The organism is Geodermatophilus sabuli (assembly GCF_900215145.1).
In the GTDB taxonomy this organism is placed as follows: Bacteria; Actinomycetota; Actinomycetes; order Mycobacteriales; family Geodermatophilaceae; genus Geodermatophilus; species Geodermatophilus sabuli.
The window spans coordinates 715,807-734,737 of the sequence record NZ_OBDO01000001.1; the positions used below are offsets into that span (position 1 = coordinate 715,807).

Genomic DNA, 18,931 nt, shown 5'->3' on the forward strand with positions numbered 1-18,931 from the left:
GGCGGGCGCCGGTGCCAGGGTGGCGGCCATGTCGCACCCGGAGCCGGGGTCGGTCGTCGTCCGGACGCTCGCCGAGCACCCGATGGTCGCCAACGGCGGCACCAGTGCGCTGCGCATGGTCGCGCCCGGCTCGGTGACCGCCGGCCGCTACGGCCTGGTCGAGTACTCGGTCGCCCCGCGCAGCGCCGGCGCTGCACCGCACTACCACTCGACGTTCTCCGAGGCGTTCTTCGTGCTGACCGGGGAGCTGACGGTGTACGCCGACGGCGCCTGGCGGCCGTACGCGGCGGGGGACTACGCGCTGGTCCCCGAGCGCGGTGTGCACGGGTTCCGGAACGACGCCGACAACCCGGTCACCTTCCTCATCCTGTTCGCGCCGGGCATCGCGCGTGAGCAGTTCTTCGCCGAGACGGCCGAGCTGCGGCGCAGCGGCCGGCAGCTGTCGCCGGAGGAGATGACGGCCTTCTACGCCCGGCACGACCAGGTGATGGTCGACGTCTGACCGGCGGCGCCGCGGGGTGGCAGGGTGAGGAGGACCAGCCCGATCGCGAGGAGGCCGCACATGGCGCAGGGACCGTGGTTCTACTGCCTCAAGCACCACACCGTCGAGGACCGGGACGGCTGCGCGGAGCGGCACCGGCTCGGCCCGTACGCCACCCGCGAGGAGGCCGAGCACGCCCTCCAGTCGGTGGCCGAGCGCGAGGAGAAGCTGACCAACGAGGACCGCGCCTGGGAGGGCGACTGAGGGAGGACCCGTCCTCCCCACCCGCCGCGAACTCAGGGCGACCCGGGACGGGGGCCGGGCGAGCCGCGGGGCGCGGCCGGGCATGATCGACGGCGGGGCGCCGGGCGGTCCGGCGCGCGAGAGGTGGGGACGTGACTGACGGACGTTCGGTGGAGGACCTGGTCGTCGGGGTGCTCGGCGGGACCGGCCCCCAGGGGCGCGGGCTCGCCGTCCGGCTGGCCGCCGCCGGACAGCGGGTGCTGCTCGGCTCGCGGGACCCGGAGCGCTGCACCCAGGTCGCCGCGGACGTCGCCACCCGCGCGGCCGCCGCAGCCGGGGGCGCGGAGGTCTCGGTGCAGGGCGGCTCGAACGTCGACGTCGCCGGCGCGGCGGACCTGGTGATCGTGGCGGTGCCGTTCGCCGGGCACGCCGACACCCTGGCCGACCTCGCGACCCCGCTGGCCGGGAAGGTCGTCGTCGACTGCGTCGTCCCCATGGCCTTCGACGAGCTGGGCGCCTACGTGCTGGACGTGCCGGAGGGCTCGGTGGCCCAGCAGGCCGCGGCGCTGCTGCCCGACTCCCACGTGGTCGGCGCCTTCCACCACCTGTCGGCGGTGCTGCTCGAGGACCTCTCGAAGCCGACCCTGGACGGCGACGTCATGGTCGTCGGCGACGTGCGCGAGGCGACCGACACGGTGCAGGCGTTGGCCGGCCGGCTGCCCGGCATGCGCGGTGTCTACGCCGGCCGGCTGCGCAACGCCCGCCAGGTCGAGGCGCTGACCATCAACCTGGTGTCGGTGAACCGCCGGTACAAGGCGCACGCCGGCATCCGCATCACCGACGTCTGAAGAACGACCGCATCCCCGGCCTTCGCGGCTGGCTCTGCGTGCTCTTCTCGACCTGTGCCCGTGGGATCGCGCCCGCAGAGTCGACATCCCACCGGCAGAGCGCGGCAACAGCATCCGTCCACAGCCGGGCCGGGCATCCACCGATCCGTGGAGGACGTCGTCAGGTCAGGCGACTCCCGGAGACGGTGACGGGATGGACTCCTCGTTGCCGCCCGACCTGGTCCTGCGCCGCCGTGCCCTCGCCGAGGGGTGGTCGGACGACGAGCTCGTCCGCAGCCTGCAGCGTGGTGACCTGACCCGGTTGCGACCGGGGGCCCACCTGTCCGAGGTGCCGTCCGATCCTCTGCTCCGGCACCGGTACCTGGTCACCGCCACGCTCGCTGCGCTCCGTCGTCCGGCCGTCGTGAGCCACCAGTCCGCCGCCGTCCTGCACGGCTGGCCACTGTGGGGAGTGCCGTTGGACCAGATGCACGTCACCCGTCGGCCGCCGTCCTCCAGCGAGGTGGGCCGTCACCTGCGTTGTCACGTCACCCGGCTCGACGACGAGGACGTGGTGACCGTGGCGGGGATGCCGGTGACCCACCCCGCTCGCACCGCGCTCGACCTGGCCCGGACGCTGTCCTTCGAGCCCGCGGTGGTGGCTCTCGACGCCGCCATGAGACCGGGTGGCGTGCCGCGGGCCGAGGTGCGACGCCGTCTCGCGGATGCACGGGGGACCCCGGGGAGCCGGGCGGCAGCCCGCGCCGCGGGCTGGGGCGTCGTCCGGTGGACATGGCCCGACCTCACGCCACAGGTCCTCGGCCCGCGGGTGCAGCGGGCCCTCGACCGCGGATGGCGGCGCCGTGGTTGAGGTCTCCCTCTGCCGGGACCATCCGTGCTCTGCGGGCGATATCCCGCCCGCAGAGCACGTGATCTGCCCGCAGAGGGTTACTCGAAGGAGTGCTCGGGGGCGGGGAAGGCGCCGGTGCGGACGTCGTCGGCGTACTCGCGGGCCGCACGCAGCAGTTCGCCGCGCAGGTCGGCGTACTTCTTCACGAACCGCGGCACCCGCCCGCCGGTCATCCCGGCCATGTCGGGCCAGACGAGCACCTGCGCGTCGCAGTCGACCCCGGCGCCGATGCCGATGGTGGGGATGGACAGCTCCTTGGTGACCTGCCCGGCGATCTCGGCGGGCACCATCTCCAGGACGACGGCAAACGCGCCGGCCTCCTGGACGGCGTGCGCGTCGGCCAGCAGCTGATCGGCGCCGGCGCCGCGGCCCTGCACGCGGAAGCCCCCGAGGGCGTGCTCGCTCTGCGGGGTGAACCCGATGTGCGCCATCACCGGGATGCCGTTCTCGGTGAGGGTCCGGATCTGCGGGGCCACCCGCCCCCCACCCTCGAGCTTGACCGCCTGGGCGCCGCCCTCCTTCATCATCCGGACCGAGGTGGCCAGCGCCTGCTGCGGCCCGGCCTCGTAGCTGCCGAAGGGCAGGTCGGCGACGACCAGCACCCGCTTCGTGGAGCGGGTGACCGCCTTGGTCATCAGCAGGATGTCCTCGACGGTCACCGGGACCGTGGAGGTGTGCCCGAGGACGACGTTGCCGGCGGAGTCGCCGACCAGGAGCACCGGGATGCCGGCCTCCTCGAACACCGAGGCGCTCACCGTGTCGTAGGCGGTGAGCATGGCCCACCGCTCGCCGCGCTCCTTGGCCTGCTGCAGGTGGTGCACGCGCACCCGGGCGGTCGAGGTCCCGCCGTACAGCACCGATTCGGTCATGACTGTGCCGCTCCCTCGCGGACGCTGGGCAGGGACTCCCGCCAGCGGTTGGTGATCGGCAGGCGCCGATCCCGGCCGAACGCCTTCAGGCTGATCTTCGTTCCCGGCGCGGACTGGCGGCGCTTGAACTCGGCGGCGTCGATCAGCCGCAGCACGCGGGCGACGACCTCCGGGTCGTGGCCGCGCTCGAGCAGATCGGCCATGCCGAGGTCGCGGTCGACGTAGTCGGCGATGACCCCGTCGAGCTCGTCGTAGGAGGGCAGCGAGTCGGTGTCCACCTGGCCCGGGGCCAGCTCCGCCGACGGCGGCTTCTCGATCGAGTTGGCCGGGATCGGCTCGGTCTCCCCGCGGTCGCGGGCGAAGGCGTTGCGCCAGCGGGCCAGCTCCCAGACGAGGGTCTTGGGGACGTCCTTGATCGGGGCGAACCCGCCGGCGGAGTCGCCGTAGAGGGTGGAGTAGCCGACCGCCACCTCGCTCTTGTTCCCGGTGGTGAGCAGCAGGTGCCCGGACTGGTTGGACAACCCCATCAGCAGCGTGCCGCGCACCCGCGCCTGCAGGTTCTCCGCGGCGACCCCGGTGAGCTCCACCGAGCCGTGGTACGCGTCCACCATCGGGGCGATCGGCACCACGGAGTAGTGCAGCCCGGTCCGCTTCGCGAGGTCCTCGGCGTCGGCGAGGGAGTGCTCGCTGGAGTACTTCGACGGCAGCCCGACGCCGTACACCCGGTCGGCCCCGAGGGCGTCGACGGCGAGCGCGGCCACGACTGCGGAGTCGATGCCGCCGGAGAGGCCGAGCACCACCGAGGGCATGCCGTTCTTGTCGATGAAGTCCCGGAGGCCGAGGACCAGCGCCCGCCAGACCTCCTCGTGGTCCTCGAGCGGCTCGGCGACCGACGGCGGGCGCGCCTCGAACGCGGGCCGCGGCTCCTCGGACACCACGTGCCGGGTGACCGTCATCGCCCCGATCCGGCCGTCCCGCCGCTCGGCGACCGAGGACGGGTCGATCGTGAGGTCGGCGGTCAGCAGGTGCTCGACGAACTGCGGCGCGCGGCCGAGCAGCTCGCCGTCCGGCGCGACGGCCATCGAGTCGCCGTCGAAGACGAGCTCGTCCTGCCCGCCGACCTGGTTGCAGTAGACGATCGTGGCCCGCGCCTCGGCGGCGCGGCGGCGGACCAGGGGCAGTCGCAGGTCGTCCTTGGCCCGCTCGTAGGGGGAGGCGTTGGGGGAGACGACGAGGTCGACGCCGGCCTGCCCGGCGACGCCGCACGGCCCGCCCTCGACCCAGAGGTCCTCGCAGACGGTCAGGGCCACGTCGATGCCGTGCAGCCGCACCACCGGCAGCTCGGTGCCGGGGACGAAGTAGCGCGCCTCGTCGAAGACGCCGTAGTTGGGCAGGTGCCGCTTGTAGTAGCGGACGACGACGTCCCCGCCGTAGAGCAGGGCCGCGGCGTTGCGCGGGGCCCCGCGGCGGGGGTTGGCGTCGGCCGGACGGTCGTCCTCGGGCATCGACTCCACCGCGGCCGGGCCGGTGCCCTCGGTGTGCGCCAGGTAGCCCACGACGACGGCCATGCCGCCGAGGCCCTGGTCGGCGAGGGAGGCGGCGAGGTCGACCAGCGCGTGCTCGCTGGCGCGGGCGAAGGACTCCCGGAGCACGAGGTCCTCGGGCGGGTAGCCGGTGAGGGTCATCTCGGGGAAGACCACGAGGGAGGCACCGGCCTCGGCCGCCTTCGCCGTCCAGCGGGTCACCAGTTCGACGTTGCCGGGGATGTCCCCGACGCGGGTGTCGACCTGGGCCAGGGCCACCCGGAGTTGTACCTGCTGTCCAGTCACCCGGTCAGTCTCGCGGTCCGCCAGGGTCCCCGGCCAGGCGGGGACCCGTCCGCATGATCACGGCGGCCGCCCGCGAGGGGCGGCCGCCGTGACCGGGAGTGCTCGAGGGGTCAGCAGTGGGCGTACTCGGACGGACGCAGCGCCATCACGCCGGCCATCGCGACCAGCATCAGCACGTGGCCCCACAGCATCAGCCCGCCGGGGGAGAGGAGCCCGGCCCACAGCGGGACGAACAGGACGACGAACGGCAGGTACATCGCGGCGCCCATCTCGGCGCAGGCCCGCCAGCCGTGCCTGCGCCACCGCATGACCAGGGTCATCCCGATCGTCATGTTGGTCGCCATGACCAGGGCCATCGGCTCGGTGCGGTCCAGCACGGCGCCGGCGCCGAACGCGCCGAGGACGAGCTCCCACACCGGGTGCAGGGCGACCATGCCGACGGCCATCGCCACGACCATCTCGAGGTAGTGGACGACCAGCTTGCGGGTGCGCCGGGAACGGTGCGGCGCGGCGGACTCGGGGGTGCGCGTGAAAGTCACGGGGATCTCCTGGGCTCGGGCGGCGGTCAGGGGGAGAACGGTCAGGGGAGGAGGGCGTAGCCGGCCTCGTCGACGGCGGCGGCGATGTCGGCCCGGTCGACGGCGGAGTCCACGTCGACGGTGACGGTGCCGCGGGCCAGGTCGACGGCCACGCTGCGGACGCCGGCGACCCGGCTGATCTCCTCGGTGACCGCGCGCTCGCAGTGGGCGCAGGTCATCCCGCTGACCTGGACGGTGGTGGTGCCGACGAAGGTGCGGGGGGTGCTGGTCATCACGGTGGTGCTCCTGGTGGGTCGGTGCGGATCGACGCCACCGAGCCTCCGGTCGGGGCGCCGGCGCTCGCGCCGGGGAAACCACCGGGGTGGTCACCAGGTACCCGTCGGGGCACGCCCCAGCGGGCCCGCCCCGCACGTCCGCGGCTGTGCGCACCTGCCGGTGGCGGTCAGCGGGCCGTCCAGCCGCCGTCCGAGGCGATCACCTGGCCGGTCACCCACTCCGCCTGGACGCCCGCCGACCAGCCGACCAGCCGGGCCGTGCCGGCCGGACGCGGCGGCTGGCGCCGGTGACGAGGGCGACCGGCCCGTCGAGGGGGAGGGTCACCGGACCCCCTCGCCGGCGATCGTCGTCCCCGTGCCCGACGGTGCCCTGCTGCTGCGTGCCCTCGCGAGCTCGGTCAGGTGCCCAGCAGGGCGGCCAGCTGGTCGGCGTGGTCGCGCTGGTGGGCGGGCAGGAAGGTGACGATGTCGGCGAGGGTGATGCGGCCGTCCACCTCGTGCCGGCCGGTGCGCTCCAGCTCGGCGGGGTCCAGGCACGCGACGCTGTCGAACAGGGCGGCCTGCGCCGTCCGCAGCTGCTCGGCGAGCTGCCCCGGCGGGACGGCGCGGTAGCCGGCCACGCGGGCCGGGTCGTCGGTGAGGAAGTCGGGCAGCAGCGGGTCGACCTCCGTCCGCAGGCGGTAGATGCGCTCGGTGAACACCAGCGCGCTGTCGCGCAGGTGCCCGGCCACCTCGCGCGGCGTCCAGTCCAGCTCGGTGCCGTACGAGGGGAAGTGGCCGACCCCGGACAGGCGGGCGCGGCTGGGGGCGGAGAGCGGCGCGTCCATCCGCCCGGAGGAGACCGCCCGCGCGACCAGCAGGTCGACGCGCGCCTGCTGGCGCGCCAGGGTGTCGGCTGCTCCGGTCACGCGGCTCGGTACGACGGTCGTCATGCCGTGGCAGCCTGGCCGACCCGGGCGGGGCTGACCAGGGACCTTCTCCTCGGGCGGAAGTGTGGTGCTCGTCACTCCCCGCCGAGGATGGCGGCGTCCACGACCTCCGGCGCCGGGCTCCACCCCGGTGGTTCTCCCGGCGCGAGGCGGGCAGCCGGCCGCCGAGGCTCGCTGCCATGACGACCACCCTGCCCGCGGCGCCGCAGGCGGCCGCGCCGCCCCCGGAGACCTGCGCCCTCGACATCGGGGGCATGACCTGTGCCTCGTGCGTCGGCCGCGTGGAGAAGGCACTGCGGCGGCTCGACGGCGTCCTCGACGCGCGCGTCAACCTGGCGACCGAGACCGCCGCGGTGGACTTCGACCCGGCCGAGGTCACGCCGGCCCGGATGGCCGAGGCGGTCGCGGCGGCCGGCTACACCGCGACCGAGCAGGGGCCGCCGGCCGAGCCGGCGGCGGCGGACGGAGAGCCCTCCGAGACCGACGACGGACGCGGGCTGCGCCGGCGCTGGCAGGCCGCCCTCACCGCGGGCCTCGGCCTGATGGTCCTCATGTACGTGCCGCTGCCGCTGGACGCCATGGACTGGCTGATGCCGGCCGTCCTCGTCGTGGCCACCGTCGTGCAGTGGTGGGCCGGGCGCGGCATCTACGGCGCCGCCTGGGCCGCGGCCCGGCACCGGACCACGACCATGGACACCCTCGTCGCGCTGGGCACCGCCGTCGCCTACGGCTACAGCGCCTTCGTCACCCTCTGGCCGGCCGCCGCCGAGCGGTGGGGCCTGCCGCTGCACGTCTACTACGAGACCTCGCTGGTCATCGTCGCGCTGGTGCTGCTCGGGCGGGACCTGGAGGCGCGGGCCAGGAAGCGCACCACGGCCGCGATCAGCGCGCTGGTCGGCCTGGCGCCCCGCACCGCCCGGGTCGTGCGCGGCGACGCCGAGGTCGACGTGCCGGTGGAGGAGGTGGCCGTCGGCGACCTCGTGCGCGTGCGGCCGGGCGAGAAGGTGCCGGTGGACGGCGTCGTGACCGCCGGGACCACCACCGTCGACGAGAGCATGCTCACCGGCGAGCCCGTCCCGGTGGAGAAGGCCGCCGGTGACGCCGTCATCGGCGCGACGCTCAACCGCACCGGGTCGGTGGTGCTGCGGGCCACCGCGGTGGGGGCCGACACCACGCTGGCGCAGATCGTCCGGCTGGTCGCCGACGCGCAGGGCGCGAAGGCGCCGATGCAGCGGCTGGCCGACCGGGTGTCGGCGGTGTTCGTGCCCGCGGTCCTGGTCGCGGCGGCGGTCACATTCGCCGTGTGGGCGCTGGCCGGCCCCGACACCGGGCGCCTGACGATGGCGATCGGCACCACCATCGCCGTCCTGATCATCGCCTGTCCGTGCGCGCTGGGGCTGGCCACGCCGACCGCCGTGATGGTCGGCACCGGCCGGGCCGCCGAGCTCGGCATCCTCATCGGCGACGGCCAGGCCCTCGAGCAGGCCCGGCGGCTGACCGCGGTGGTGCTCGACAAGACCGGCACGATCACCCGCGGCCGGCCCGCCGTCACCGCCGTCACCACCCGCGGCGGCTGGACGGACGACGCGGTCCTGGCCCTCGTCGCGGCGGCCGAGGCCGGCAGCGAGCACCCGCTGGGTGAGGCCCTGCTGGCCGCCGCGCGGGAGCGCGGCCTGGCGCTGCCCGGGGTGACCGCGTTCGAGGCGCTGCCCGGCCGCGGGATCACCGCCACCGTCGGCGGGCGGGCGCTGCGCGTCGGCAACCGGGCGCTGGTCGGGGAGCCGACCGGGCTGACCGCGGCTGCGGACGCCGCGGCCCGCGACGGCGCCACGCCGGTGTACGTCGCCGTCGACGGCGAGCCGGTCGCGGTGCTGGCCGTCGCCGACCCGGTCAGGCCGGAGTCGGCCGAGGCCGTCGCCCAGCTGCGCGCGCTGGGGCTGGAGGTGTGGATGCTCACCGGTGACACCGAGGCCACCGCCCGCGCGATCGCGGTGCGGGTGGGCATCGAGCACGTCCGTGCCGAGGTGCGGCCGGCCCAGAAGGCCGAGGCGGTCGCCGCGCTGCAGGCCGAGGGGCACGTCGTGGCCATGTGCGGCGACGGGATCAACGACGCGCCGGCGCTGGCGCGGGCCGACCTCGGCATCGCCGTCGGCACCGGCACCGACGTCGCCATCGCCGCCTCCGACGTCACCCTCGTCGGCGGCGACCTGCGCGGCATCGTCGCCGCGATCGCCCTGTCGCGCCGCACGGTCACGACGATCCGCCAGGGCCTGGCCTGGGCCTTCGGCTACAACCTGCTGCTCGTCCCGGTCGCCGCCGGCGCGCTGTACTGGTGGGACGGGCTGCTGCTGGACCCCGTGCTGGCCGCCGCGGCCATGGCGATGAGCTCGGTCAGCGTGGTCACCAACGCGCTGCGGCTGCGCGGGTTCCGGCGGCCGGCCGGGGTCGCCGAGGTCCTGCGCCCGTCGCTGCGCAGCCGGCTCGGGCAGTACGCGTTCCTCGCCGGCGTGGCCGTCCTGGCGCTGGCGGTCGGCGCCGGGCTCACCGCGCTCAGCCGCACCGACGCCGCCCAGCGCGGGATGAACGGCGTCCTGGCGTGGACCCAGTCCACCGGCATGCCGATGCGACCGGCGATGAGCACGATGATGACCGCCGAGATCGAGCCGACGTCCTCGGTGGACGCCGGGGTCGACGTGCGGCTCGACGTCCCGGCCGGCCTGCGGCCGGGGGAGCCGGCGCGGGTCGTCGTCCGGCTGGTCGACGTCGGCTCCGGGGAGCCGGTGGCCGACCTCGCCCGCAGCCACGAGGTGTGGGCGCACCTCATCGCCACCCGCGCCGACCTCGGCACCTTCGCCCACGTGCACCCCGAGCCGACCGGCCGGCCGGGGGAGCTCGCCGTCGAGCTGAACTTCCCCACGGCCGGCACCTACCGGGTCGACACCGAGTTCCGGCGCCAGGGCGAGATGGGTGACGTCCACGACGTCGCGTACCTGACCGTCGAGGGGACGGCGCCGGCCGCGGTCCCCGTCGCGCCCGGGCCGCGCAGCCAGGTGGTGGACGGCGTCCGGGTCGAGCTCACCGGCGACGCGGTGGCGGGGGAGACCAGCGAGCTGGCGTTCACCTTCACCGACGCCCGCACCGGCCGCCCGGTCGAGGACCTGCAGCCCTACCTGGCCGCCGCCGGGCACGTGGTGGTCATGCGCGGGGACGGGACGACGTTCGCCCACGAGCACGCCGACGTGGAGGACGCCGACGGCGACCCGGTGTTCGCCCTGCCCGGCCAGGTGTTCGGGCCCGAGCTGGACGTGCACGCCGAGTTCGCCACCCCGGGCGTGTACCGGCTGTGGGGCCAGTTCCGGACCGCCGGCGGGCAGGTGCTCACCGTGCCGTTCACCGTCGAGGCCCGCTGAGCTGCCGTCGCCGTCTCCCGACGATCATGGGGTCGGTGCCCGCGGCGCGCCCGCCACAGGCGTGTCGGGCGGCGACGACCCCATGATCGACGAGGCAGGGGCGCTCTAGTCTGCCCCGGTGCTGCAGGGCAGGGAGCGGGAGCGGGCCGCGGTCGCCGTGCTGCTCGCCGACGCCGCCGCCGGGCGGGGTGGCGCGCTGGTGCTGCGCGGCCAGCCCGGGGTGGGCAAGTCGGCGCTGCTGGCCGACACCGTCGCGCGCGCGGCCGGGACGACGGTGCTGCGGACGCAGGGCATCGAGTCGGAGTCGCCGCTGGCCTTCGCCGCGCTCCAGCGGCTGCTGCGCCCCGTGGCGGCCTGCGTCGACCGGCTGCCGCACCCCCAGGCGCAGGCGCTGCGCACCGCGTTCGGGGAGGCCGCCGGAGGCGAGGCCGACCGGTTCCTCGTGTTCCTCGGCGCGCTGAACGTCCTGGCCGAGGCCGCCGAACGGGCGCCGGTGGTGGCCGTGGTCGACGACGCCCACTGGCTGGACGAGGCGTCGGCGGCGGCGCTGCAGTTCGTCGCGCGGCGGCTGCAGAACGAGCGGGTCGCGCTGCTGTTCGGCGCCCGCACCGGCGACGTCGGGACCTTCGACACCGGCGACCTCCCCGCCCTCGACCTCGGCGGCGTGGACGCCGCCGCCGCCGGCGCGCTGCTCAGCGACCGGGCGGGGGTGCCGGTGCCGGCCGAGGTGCGCGACGCCCTCCTGGCCGGGACCGGCGCGAACCCGCTGGCGCTGGTGGAGCTGGCCGAGGCGCTGACCGCCGACCAGCTCTCCGGCGCCGCGCCGCTGCCCGAGCGGCTGCCGCTCACGCAGGGCGTGGAGCGCGCCTTCCTGGACCGCTGCCGGCGGCTGCCCGACCAGGCCCAGTCCCTGCTGCTCGTCGCCGCGGCCGACGACTCCGGCCGGGCGGCGGTGGTCCGGCAGGCGGCGCACGAGCTCGGCGTGGGGGAGGACGCGCTGGAGGCGGCCGAGCGGTCGGGGCTGCTGCGGGTGGAGGGTGCCGCCGTCGAGCTGCGCCACCCGCTGGTCCGGTCCGCGGTCTACGGCGCCGCGACCAGCTCCGGACGGCGGCGGGTGCACCGGGCCCTGGCCGCCGCGCTCCGCGGTCCCGACGACGCCGACCGCCGCGCCTGGCACCTGGCCGCGTCGGTGGAGGAACCGGACGACGACGTCGTCGCGGCCCTGGACGCCGCCGCCGAGCGCGCCGTGGCCCGCGGCGGGCATGAGGCCGCCTCCGCCGCCTGGGAGCGGGCCGCGGAACTGATCACCGCCGGCGAGGAACGCGCCCGGCGGCTGTGCCGGGCCGCGCACGCGGCCTGGCTGACCGCCCAGCAGGTGCGCGGCCGGGCGCTGGCCGACGCGGGCCTGGCGCTCACCACCGACCCGGGGCTGCGGGCCGAGCTGCGCCGGCTGCGGGCCCACCTGGAGTTCCACGGCGCCTCCCAGGACGAGGCGCACCGCATGGTGCTGGAGGCCGCCGCCGAGGTCGCTCCCCACGACCGCAGGCAGGCCGGGGACCTGGCGATGCTGGGTGCGGCGCTGGCCGCGTCCGGCGCCCGGTCGGGCAGCCCGGTCGACCCGACCGGGCTGCTGCCCCCGGCCGGCCCCGACGCACCCGTCCGCGACCGCTGCCTGGTCGCCCTGGTGCGCGGCCTGCACGCGGTGCCGGAGCGCGACTGGCCGCGGTCGACGCCGGCCCTCCGCGCGGCCGTCGGGCTGGCCGACCGGCTCGACGGGGTCGGCGACGAGGACCTGCTCATCAACCTCGGCGTGGCGGCCTGGTTCCTCGGCGACGACGACGTGGCGCTGCGGCTGCAGGACCGGCTGCTCCGCGACGCGCGCGAGACCGGCGGCCTGGTCACGACCGTGCACGCGCTGACCCGCCGGAACATCCCCGAGCTGGCCACCGGCCGGTGGGCGGCGGCCGCCACCGGGGCCGGCGAGGCGCTCACCCTCGCCGAGAACTCCGGGCAGCCGGTGCTCGCCGCCTGGCCCACGGCCGTGCTCGCCGTCCTCGCCGCGCTGCGCGGGGAGACCGCCCGGGCCGTGGAGCACCTGGCCGCGGTCGAGGCCATCACAGCGGGCCACGCCCTCGGCATCGTCTCCGAGCTGGTCAGCGACCTCGCCCGCTGGGCCCGCGGGCTGCTCGACGCCGCCGACCCCGCTGCTCTGCTGCAGCCGCTGGAGCGGCTGACCGCCCTGCCGGTCACCCAGCTGGCCGCGCCCGACCGGATCGAGGCCGCCGTCCGGGCCGGCCGGGACGGTGCCGCCCGGGAGTGGGTCGCGGAGCTCGCCTCCTTCGCCGAAGGCACCGGCGCCGCCTGGGCGGCCGCGCTCGCCGCGCACGGCCGGGCGGTGCTGGCCGACGGCGAGGAGGCCGAGGAGCACTTCCGCGCGGCGCTCAGCGCGCACGAGCACTCGCCGCGGCTGCCGGCGCGGGCCCGCACCCAGCTGGCCTACGGCCGCTTCCTGCGCCGCAACCGCCGGCGGGTCGACGCCCGCCCGCAGCTGCGCGCCGCCCTCGGGACGTTCGAGGAGCTCGGCGCCGCTCCGTGGGCCGAGCTGGCCCGCCAGGAACTGCGCGCCTCGGGGGAGACCGCCCGCCGGCGGGACGCCGTCGAGACCCCGGCGCTCACGCCGCAGGAGCTGCAGGTGGCCGCGCTGGTGCGGCAGGGCCTGTCCAACCGGGACGCCGCCGCCCGGCTGTTCCTCAGCCCGCGGACGGTCGACTTCCACCTGCGCAACGTCTTCGCCAAGCTCGGCGTGGCCAGCCGCACCGAGCTGGCCGCGCTCCCGATGGACTGAGGAGGCCGGCGTGGGCGCGATCCGGCTGGCCCGCGTGCACGACCCGCGGGCCGAGGGGACCGGTCGCCGGTTCCTGGTCGAGCGGCTGTGGCCGCGGGGGGTCCGCCGGGACGACCTGCCCCTGGACGGCTGGCCGAAGGACGTCGCACCGAGCACGGAGCTGCGCCGCTGGTTCGGCCACGACCCGCAGCGCTGGGCGGAGTTCCGGCGGCGCTACCTGGCCGAGCTGGAGGCGTCCCCGGAGGCCGTGCGGCCGCTGCTGGACGCCGCCCACGCCGGGGACGTCACGTTGCTCTACAGCGCGCGCGACCGGGAGCACAACAGCGCGCTGGTGCTGCGCGACCACCTGCTCGCCCGGCTCGCCGAGAACTCTTCCACCAATGACGATCGGTTCTAGAATCCGGGCATGGACGCCGACCGCAGTGCGCGGGTCGCCGCGGTGGCGGCGCTGGCCGAGCCCACCCGGCGCCGGTTGTACGACTTCGTCGCCCGGCAGCCGGCGCCGGTGAGCCGCGACGACGCAGCCGCCGCGCTGGGCGTGCCGCGGCCGACCACCGCCTTCCACCTGGACCGCCTGGTCGCCGACGGGCTGCTCGAGGTCTCGTTCGAGCGCCGGACCGGCCGCACCGGTCCCGGGGCCGGCCGCCCGGCCAAGCTGTACCGGCGGGCGGCGTGCGCGGTCGAGGTGTCCCTCCCCGAACGTCGCTACGACCTCGCCGGCGAGCTGCTGGCCGGCGCGCTCGAGGAGGCCGACGCGTCCGGTGAGCCGCCGCGGGCCGTGCTCGGCCGGCGGGCCCGCGCGCGGGGGCGGGAGCTCGGCGCGGCGGCGGGCTCCGACGGCGCGCCGGCCCGCGGCCGCGTGGTCACCGCCCTCGAGGCGGCCGGCTTCGAGCCCCGCGTCGAGGACGACGCGGCGGGCCTGGCCAACTGCCCGTTCCACGCCCTGGCGCAGGAGCACACCGAGCTGGTCTGCGGCATGAACCTGCAGCTGCTCGAGGGGCTGCTCGAGTCGGTCCCCGGTACCGGGTGGACGGCCCGGCTGGCGCCGCGCCCGGGCCGGTGCTGTGTCCGGCTGGAGCCCGGGACGGCGCCGTAGCCCGGGGTGTTGACAGCGGTGTGACGCGGGTCTCTACTTCTAATCACCGTTGGTTTTAGAAGGAGGGTCCGACATGACCACCCACCTCACCCGGCCCCGGGCCACCGCGGCCGACCCGGCGCACCAGGCGTTCGTGCTCCTGCGGACGGTCTTCACCGTCGCGCCGATCGCCTTCGGCCTGGACAAGTTCGCGAACCTGCTGACCGACTGGCCCGGCTACCTGGCCCCGTGGGTCGACGACCTGGTCCCCGGCACCGGTCAGCAGGCCATGTACGCCGTTGGGGTCGTCGAGGTCCTGGCCGGTGTGCTGGTCGCCGTGGCACCGCGGCTCGGCGGCTGGGTGGTCGCGGCCTGGCTCGCCGGGATCATCGTGAACCTGCTGAGCACCCCCGGGTTCTACGACGTGGCGCTGCGGGACTTCGGGCTGCTCGTCGCGGCGGTCGCCCTGGCCCGGCTGGCCGCGCGGTACGCACCCGCGGCACGGACGGGGGCCGACGCGTGACGACGCCGGAGGTGGCCGTCGGCCCGGCGCGGCGGTCCGGTCACCTGCACGCCGTCCGCCCGGCGGCCGCCGTCGACCTGCTGGCCGCCGAGCGGGCGGTGGGCGACCTGCTCCGGGCGCTGGGCCGGGACCCCGCCTCCCCGCACCTGGCCGACACCCCGAGGCGGGTCGCGGAGTCCTACGCCGAGCTGCTGACCGGCCGGCCCTTCGAGCTCACCACGTTCACCAACGACGAGGGCTACGACGAGCTGGTCATCGCCCGCGACATCCCGGTCCAGTCGCTGTGCGAGCACCACCTGCTCCCGTTCTCCGGGGTCGCGCACATCGGCTACCTCCCCGGCGGCCGCATCCTCGGGCTGTCCAAGCTGGCCCGGGTCCTGGAACTGTTCGCCCGCGACCTGCAGGTGCAGGAGCGGCTGATCCAGCAGGTCGCCGACTGGCTGCAGGAGCACCTCGCCCCGCGCGGCGTCGGCGTCGTCGTCGAGGCCGAGCACCTGTGCATGTCCCTGCGCGGCGTCCGCGCGACCGGCTCCCGCACCGTCACCTCGGCGCTGCACGGCGTCCTCCGGAACGACGCCCGCTCCCGCGCCGAGTTCTTCGCTCTGACCGGCACCACCGCCTGACCCACCCCGGAGGTCGCCATGTCCACCTCGGACCCGTTCGTGATCATCGGCGCCGGCCTGGCCGGCGCCAAGGCCGCGGAGACCCTCCGCGAGGAGGGCGCCGACGCGCCCGTCGTGCTCGTCGGCGCCGAGCCCGAGCGCCCCTACGAGCGCCCCCCGCTGTCGAAGGGCTACCTGCTCGGTGCGGCCGCCCGGGAGGAGGCCTTCGTCCACGACGAGGGCTGGTACGCCGCGCACGACGTCGAGCTGCGCACCGGCGTGCAGGCGACCCGGCTCGACCCGGCCGGCCACCGGGTGCGGCTGGACACGGGGGAGGAGCTGCCCTACGCCCGGCTGCTCCTCACGACCGGGTCCGCCGCCCGGCGCCTGCCGGTGCCCGGCGCCGACCTCGACGGCGTCCGGTACCTGCGCACCCTCGCCGACGCCGACCGGCTCCGCGCGGACCTGACCGGCGGGGGACGGCGGGTCGTGGTCGTCGGCGCCGGCTGGATCGGCATGGAGGTGGCCGCCGCGGCGCGGTCGCTCGGCAACGAGGTCGTCGTCGTCGAGCCCCAGCCGGCGCCGCTGTTCGGCGTCCTCGGCCGGCAGCTGGGCGCAGTCTTCGCCCAGGTGCACCGCGACCACGGCGTGGAGCTGTTCACCTCCAGCACCGTCCGCGAGCTGCGGGGGGACGGCGGGCGGGTGACCTCCGTGGTCACCGACGGGCACGCCGGCCTGCCCGCCGACCTCGTCGTGGTCGGCGTGGGCGCCGCGCCGCGGACCGAGCTCGCCACCGCGGCCGGGCTGGAGGTGGACGACGGCGTGCTGACCGACGAGGCGCTGCGGACCTCGGCCCCCGACGTCTTCGCCGCCGGCGACGTCGCCGCGTCGTTCTCCCCGTTCTCCGGGCGGCACGTGCGGGTCGAGCACTGGGCCAACGCGCTGCACGGCGGCCCGGCGGCCGCACGGGCCATGCTCGGCCAGGACGTCGTCCACGACCGCGTGCCGTACTTCTTCACCGACCAGTACGAGCTCGGCATGGAGTACTCCGGGCTGGCCTCGCCCGAGGACACCGTGGTGTGCCGCGGCGCGCCCGAGGACGGCGCGTTCACCGCCTTCTGGACCGCCGACGGCCGGGTCACCGCCGCGATGACGGTCAACGTGTGGGACCTCACCGAGCAGGTGCAGGAGCTCATCCGCTCCCGCCGTGCGGTCGACCCGCAGCGGCTGGCCGACCCCGGCGTGCCGCTGACCGAGCTGGTCGCCCCGGCCGGCTGACCGCGACACGGGAACGATCCGGGGGCCCGCGGTCGTGTGTCCGTCGTCCCCAGGGGGCAGGCTGGGGACGACGTCACAACCCGGAAACGACTGGACGCGATCATGCCGAGCATGGACCGACAGCAGGAGTTCGTCCTGCGCACCCTGGAAGAGCGCGACATCCGCTTCGTGCGGCTTTGGTTCACCGACGTCTCGGGCTACCTCAAGGCGGTGGCCGTCGCGCCGGCCGAGATCGAGGCGGCCTTCGCCGAGGGCATCGGCTTCGACGGCTCGGCGATCGAGGGCTTCGCGCGGGTCTACGAGTCCGACATGCTGGCCAAGCCCGACCCGGGCACCTTCCAGGTGATGCCCGCGGCCAAGGGGCAGCCCAGCGACACCGCCCGGATGTTCTGCGACCTCACGCTGCCCGACGGCTCGCCGTCCTGGGCCGACCCCCGGCACGTCCTGCGCCGGACGCTGTCGAAGGCCGCCGACATGGGCTTCACCTTCTACACCCACCCCGAGGTGGAGTTCTTCCTGCTCGAGGACCTCCCCACCGACGGCAGCCCGCCGCGGCCGGCCGACAACGGCGGCTACTTCGACCTGTCCACGCACAACGTGGCGCACGACTTCCGGCGCGAGGCGGTCTTCGCGCTGGAGGCGATGGGCATCTCGGTGGAGTTCAGCCACCACGAGGTCGCCCCCGGCCAGCAGGAGATCGACCTGCGCTACGCCGACGCGCTCTCGATGGCCGACAACATCATGACCCTGCGGCACGTCGTCCGTGAGGTCGCGCTGACCCAGGACGTGCACGCCACGTTCATGCCCAAGCCGTTCACCGACCTGGCCGGCTCGGCGATGCACACCCACCTGTCGCTGTTCGAGGGCGATCGCAACGCCTTCCACGACCCGGCCGACCCGATGAAGCTGTCGACGACGGGCCGGCAGTTCATCGCCGGCCTGCTCACCCACGCCCGGGAGTACACCGCCGTCACCAACCAGACGGTCAACTCCTACCGGCGACTGCTCGCCGGCACCGAGGCCCCCACCGCGGCCACCTGGGGGCGGGCCAACCGCTCCGCGCTGGTGCGGCTGCCCTCGTACAAGCCGAGCAAGGCCCAGTCGGCGCGGGTGGAGGTGCGCTCACCGGACTCCGCCTGCAACCCCTACCTCACCTTCGCCGTCCTGCTCGCCGCCGGGCTGCGCGGCATCGAGAAGGGCTACGAGCTGCCGCCGGAGGCCGAGGACGACGTCTGGTCGCTCACCGACACCGAGCGGCACGCGGCCGGCTACGAGGACCTCCCGGTGTCCCTCGGCGAGGCGCTGACCGCGATGCAGGGCAGCGAGCTGGTCGCCGAGACCCTGGGCGAGCACGTGTTCCAGTTCTTCCTGCGCAACAAGTGGGCGGAGTTCAACGCCTACCGGCAGAACGTCACGCCGTGGGAGCTCACCCGCTACCTGCCCGGCCTGTAGGTGGACCCCCAGTTGCCGGTTCCCGCGGAAAGCGACGCCGTCCGTCCGCCGGTTTCCGCGGAAAACGGCAGTCGGCGGCCCGGAACGGCGGCGAACTACGCTCGCCGAGTGGCCCGCCTGCTCGTCGTCGTCCCCAGCGAGACCGATCCACCCGCCCGGCTCGGCGACTGGCTGCGGGCCGCGGGTCTGGAGCTCGACGAGCGGCACCTGGGCACCGGCGACGCCCTGCCGGCCGACCTGTCCGGCCACGACGGGCTGCTGGTGCTGGGCGGCCCGCAGTCCTCGCTCGACCCCGAGGACGTCGCCCCCGAGCTGGTCGGCGTGCGGGAGCTGCTCCGCCAGGCGATCGCCGCCGACGCGCCCACCCTCGGCATCTGCCTGGGCGCGCAGCTGATGGCCCAGGCCGGCGGTGGCACGGTGCGGGTAGCGGTCGACGGGCCGGAGGTGGGGGCATCACTGGTCGCCAAGCGCGACGCCGCCGACGGCGATCCGCTGTTCGGCCCACTGCCGCTGAGCCCGGACGTCGTCCAGTGGCACCACGACGAGATCGCGCAGCTGCCGACCGGGGCGACGCTGCTGGCCAGCAGCCCGCGCTACCCGCACCAGGCCTTCCGGCTCGGCTGGCACGGGTACGCGCTGCAGTTCCACATCGAGACCGACCCCGACGTCGTCCGCCGCTGGGCGCACAGCGACCCGGTCGGGGTGGCCTCGACCCCGCTCGACGCCGCGACCGTTGCCGAGCGCGCGGCCGTCGTGCACCCGGACCTGGAAGAGGTGTGGGCGCCGTTCGCCGCCCGTTTCGCCGACCTGGTGCGCGCTCGCGCCCGCGCCGCCGCCTGAGCCC

18 protein-coding genes are annotated in these 18,931 nt (G+C 75.8%); 13 read left to right on the forward strand and 5 right to left on the reverse strand.

The window, feature by feature from the left end; translation table 11 throughout:
* The first annotated feature begins 28 nt into the window (after window positions 1-28).
* The 4 genes from CRP39_RS03470 to CRP39_RS03485 all read left to right on the forward strand — a co-directional run bounded on the left by CRP39_RS03470 (window position 29) and on the right by CRP39_RS03485 (window position 2,422).
* Window positions 29-502 (forward strand): cupin domain-containing protein, encoded by a 474-nt coding sequence (locus CRP39_RS03470; RefSeq protein WP_097204373.1) that lies wholly within the window; start codon window positions 29-31, stop codon window positions 500-502.
* Window positions 503-562: 60 nt separating this feature from the next.
* A complete protein-coding gene (locus CRP39_RS03475; protein ID WP_097204374.1) occupies window positions 563-745 on the forward strand; it encodes a hypothetical protein in 183 nt (60 codons plus the stop codon).
* 131 nt (window positions 746-876) lie between these two features.
* The gene (npdG, locus tag CRP39_RS03480) at window positions 877-1,572 is read left to right on the forward strand and encodes an NADPH-dependent F420 reductase (protein ID WP_097204376.1); all 696 of its coding nucleotides are present in this window, start codon (window positions 877-879) and stop codon (window positions 1,570-1,572) included.
* A 193-nt stretch (window positions 1,573-1,765) separates the two neighbouring features.
* Window positions 1,766-2,422: a hypothetical protein gene (locus tag CRP39_RS03485; RefSeq protein WP_097204377.1), complete on the forward strand. Its 657-nt coding sequence runs from the start codon at window positions 1,766-1,768 to the stop codon at window positions 2,420-2,422.
* Window positions 2,423-2,499: 77 nt separating this feature from the next.
* Here the strand turns inward: CRP39_RS03485 and panB are convergent, their stop codons facing one another.
* The 5 genes from panB to CRP39_RS03510 form a co-directional block, all read right to left on the reverse strand.
* The gene (gene panB, locus CRP39_RS03490; protein WP_097204379.1) at window positions 2,500-3,330 is read right to left on the reverse strand and encodes a 3-methyl-2-oxobutanoate hydroxymethyltransferase; all 831 of its coding nucleotides are present in this window, start codon (window positions 3,328-3,330) and stop codon (window positions 2,500-2,502) included.
* Window positions 3,327-5,159: an NAD+ synthase gene (locus CRP39_RS03495; protein WP_097204380.1), complete on the reverse strand. Its 1,833-nt coding sequence runs from the start codon at window positions 5,157-5,159 to the stop codon at window positions 3,327-3,329. Before CRP39_RS03495 ends, panB begins: the two co-directional genes overlap by 4 nt.
* Before the next feature lie 110 nt (window positions 5,160-5,269).
* Window positions 5,270-5,698: a hypothetical protein gene (locus CRP39_RS03500; RefSeq protein ID WP_216359593.1), complete on the reverse strand. Its 429-nt coding sequence runs from the start codon at window positions 5,696-5,698 to the stop codon at window positions 5,270-5,272.
* Window positions 5,699-5,739: 41 nt separating this feature from the next.
* Entirely contained in the window at window positions 5,740-5,970 is a 231-nt protein-coding gene (locus tag CRP39_RS03505) for a heavy-metal-associated domain-containing protein (protein ID WP_097205124.1), read from the reverse strand.
* Between the two features lie 401 nt (window positions 5,971-6,371).
* Entirely contained in the window at window positions 6,372-6,905 is a 534-nt protein-coding gene (locus tag CRP39_RS03510) for a DinB family protein (protein ID WP_097204382.1), read from the reverse strand.
* A 176-nt stretch (window positions 6,906-7,081) separates the two neighbouring features.
* On the opposite strand from CRP39_RS03510, the gene CRP39_RS03515 reads away from it, so the two are divergent.
* The 9 genes from CRP39_RS03515 to CRP39_RS03555 all read left to right on the forward strand — a co-directional run bounded on the left by CRP39_RS03515 (window position 7,082) and on the right by CRP39_RS03555 (window position 18,927).
* Window positions 7,082-10,312: a heavy metal translocating P-type ATPase gene (locus CRP39_RS03515; protein WP_097204384.1), complete on the forward strand. Its 3,231-nt coding sequence runs from the start codon at window positions 7,082-7,084 to the stop codon at window positions 10,310-10,312.
* A gap of 118 nt (window positions 10,313-10,430) precedes the next feature.
* Complete coding sequence (locus tag CRP39_RS03520; RefSeq protein WP_097204386.1) at window positions 10,431-13,157, forward strand: AAA family ATPase; 2,727 nt, start codon at window positions 10,431-10,433, stop codon at window positions 13,155-13,157.
* 10 nt (window positions 13,158-13,167) lie between these two features.
* Window positions 13,168-13,554 (forward strand): DUF488 domain-containing protein, encoded by a 387-nt coding sequence (locus tag CRP39_RS03525; RefSeq protein WP_097204387.1) that lies wholly within the window; start codon window positions 13,168-13,170, stop codon window positions 13,552-13,554.
* A gap of 9 nt (window positions 13,555-13,563) precedes the next feature.
* A complete protein-coding gene (locus CRP39_RS03530; RefSeq protein ID WP_097204389.1) occupies window positions 13,564-14,253 on the forward strand; it encodes a helix-turn-helix transcriptional regulator in 690 nt (229 codons plus the stop codon).
* Between the two features lie 73 nt (window positions 14,254-14,326).
* A complete protein-coding gene (locus CRP39_RS03535; RefSeq protein ID WP_097204390.1) occupies window positions 14,327-14,755 on the forward strand; it encodes a hypothetical protein in 429 nt (142 codons plus the stop codon).
* On the forward strand, window positions 14,752-15,378 hold the full coding sequence (gene folE, locus CRP39_RS03540; protein WP_245853542.1) for a GTP cyclohydrolase I FolE: 627 nt from the start codon (window positions 14,752-14,754) through the stop codon (window positions 15,376-15,378). Before CRP39_RS03535 ends, folE begins: the two co-directional genes overlap by 4 nt.
* A gap of 18 nt (window positions 15,379-15,396) precedes the next feature.
* On the forward strand, window positions 15,397-16,635 hold the full coding sequence (locus CRP39_RS03545) for an NAD(P)/FAD-dependent oxidoreductase (RefSeq protein WP_097204393.1): 1,239 nt from the start codon (window positions 15,397-15,399) through the stop codon (window positions 16,633-16,635).
* Between the two features lie 111 nt (window positions 16,636-16,746).
* A complete protein-coding gene (locus tag CRP39_RS03550; protein WP_097205126.1) occupies window positions 16,747-18,087 on the forward strand; it encodes a glutamine synthetase family protein in 1,341 nt (446 codons plus the stop codon).
* A gap of 108 nt (window positions 18,088-18,195) precedes the next feature.
* Window positions 18,196-18,927, forward strand: coding sequence for a type 1 glutamine amidotransferase (locus CRP39_RS03555; RefSeq protein WP_097204395.1), 732 nt, complete (start codon window positions 18,196-18,198; stop codon window positions 18,925-18,927).
* The last annotated feature ends 4 nt before the right edge of the window (window positions 18,928-18,931 follow it).